The following is a 747-nucleotide window of genomic DNA, read 5'->3' as shown; positions in this document are numbered from 1 at the left end:
CAGCTGGCCACGGAACGAGCGCCGCAGATACCGCCCGCCGAGCCGCACCTGTGACCGCGGCGACGGGCGGTAGCTGGCGTTGAACCGCGCTTCCGTCTGGATCGTATAGGCGGTGGCGATGTTGCTCTGGTTGGAAACGTCGCGGGAAAACTGGATATCCGTCTCGATCGCGGGTGCCGGCCGAAATTCCACGCCCGTGCGAAAACCCAGCCCGCTGAACGAGGACCAGCTTTCGTCCTCCGTCTCGACGCGGACGTAATAAGCGCTCGCGCGGAATGAAATCCGCGGCGCCACGGCGCGGCGGAATTCCAGCCCGGTGCGGAATGTGTCGGTGCGATCGTTGAGATCCACCTCCTCGCGAAGCTCGGGCCGATTGAAGCGTTCGTAGCTGGCGACCAGCAGCACGTCGCCGAGGCTGGGCAGCGAATAGCCAAGCGCCGCCTCGACGTAATCGTCGTCCAGATTGTAGACGCGGCGCGCATCCGCACTGTTGGTCACGCGGGTGACGCGCCCCGCCAGCCGGGGATAGAGCCCCGCCGGCCGCCGGCACGCCAGCGAAATCTCATAATCCGTCCGTCGCTCGGTATTGCCGATGATCACGCCCTGGTCGGAAAGCTGCGACTGGCCCCAGTTCAGCCGCACGCCCGGCCGGATGGTGCAAAAGGCACCGACCACGATATTCACGTCGCCGCCCAGGTCGATCCGCTCCCGATCGAGAAAGGTGTTGCGGTTGTGGAAGTCGTAGCC

General features: G+C 65.6%; 1 pseudogene. It reads right to left on the bottom strand.

The features are described 5' to 3' along the window. Window positions 1-747: pseudogene (locus tag AX702_RS22415) on the bottom strand (outer membrane beta-barrel protein); the annotation flags it as partial.

It is taken from the genome of Sphingomonas sp. CCH5-D11, from assembly GCF_001557395.1.
Classification (GTDB): Bacteria; Pseudomonadota; Alphaproteobacteria; order Sphingomonadales; family Sphingomonadaceae; genus Sphingomonas.
This window is presented reverse-complemented; position numbering and strand designations above follow the sequence as displayed.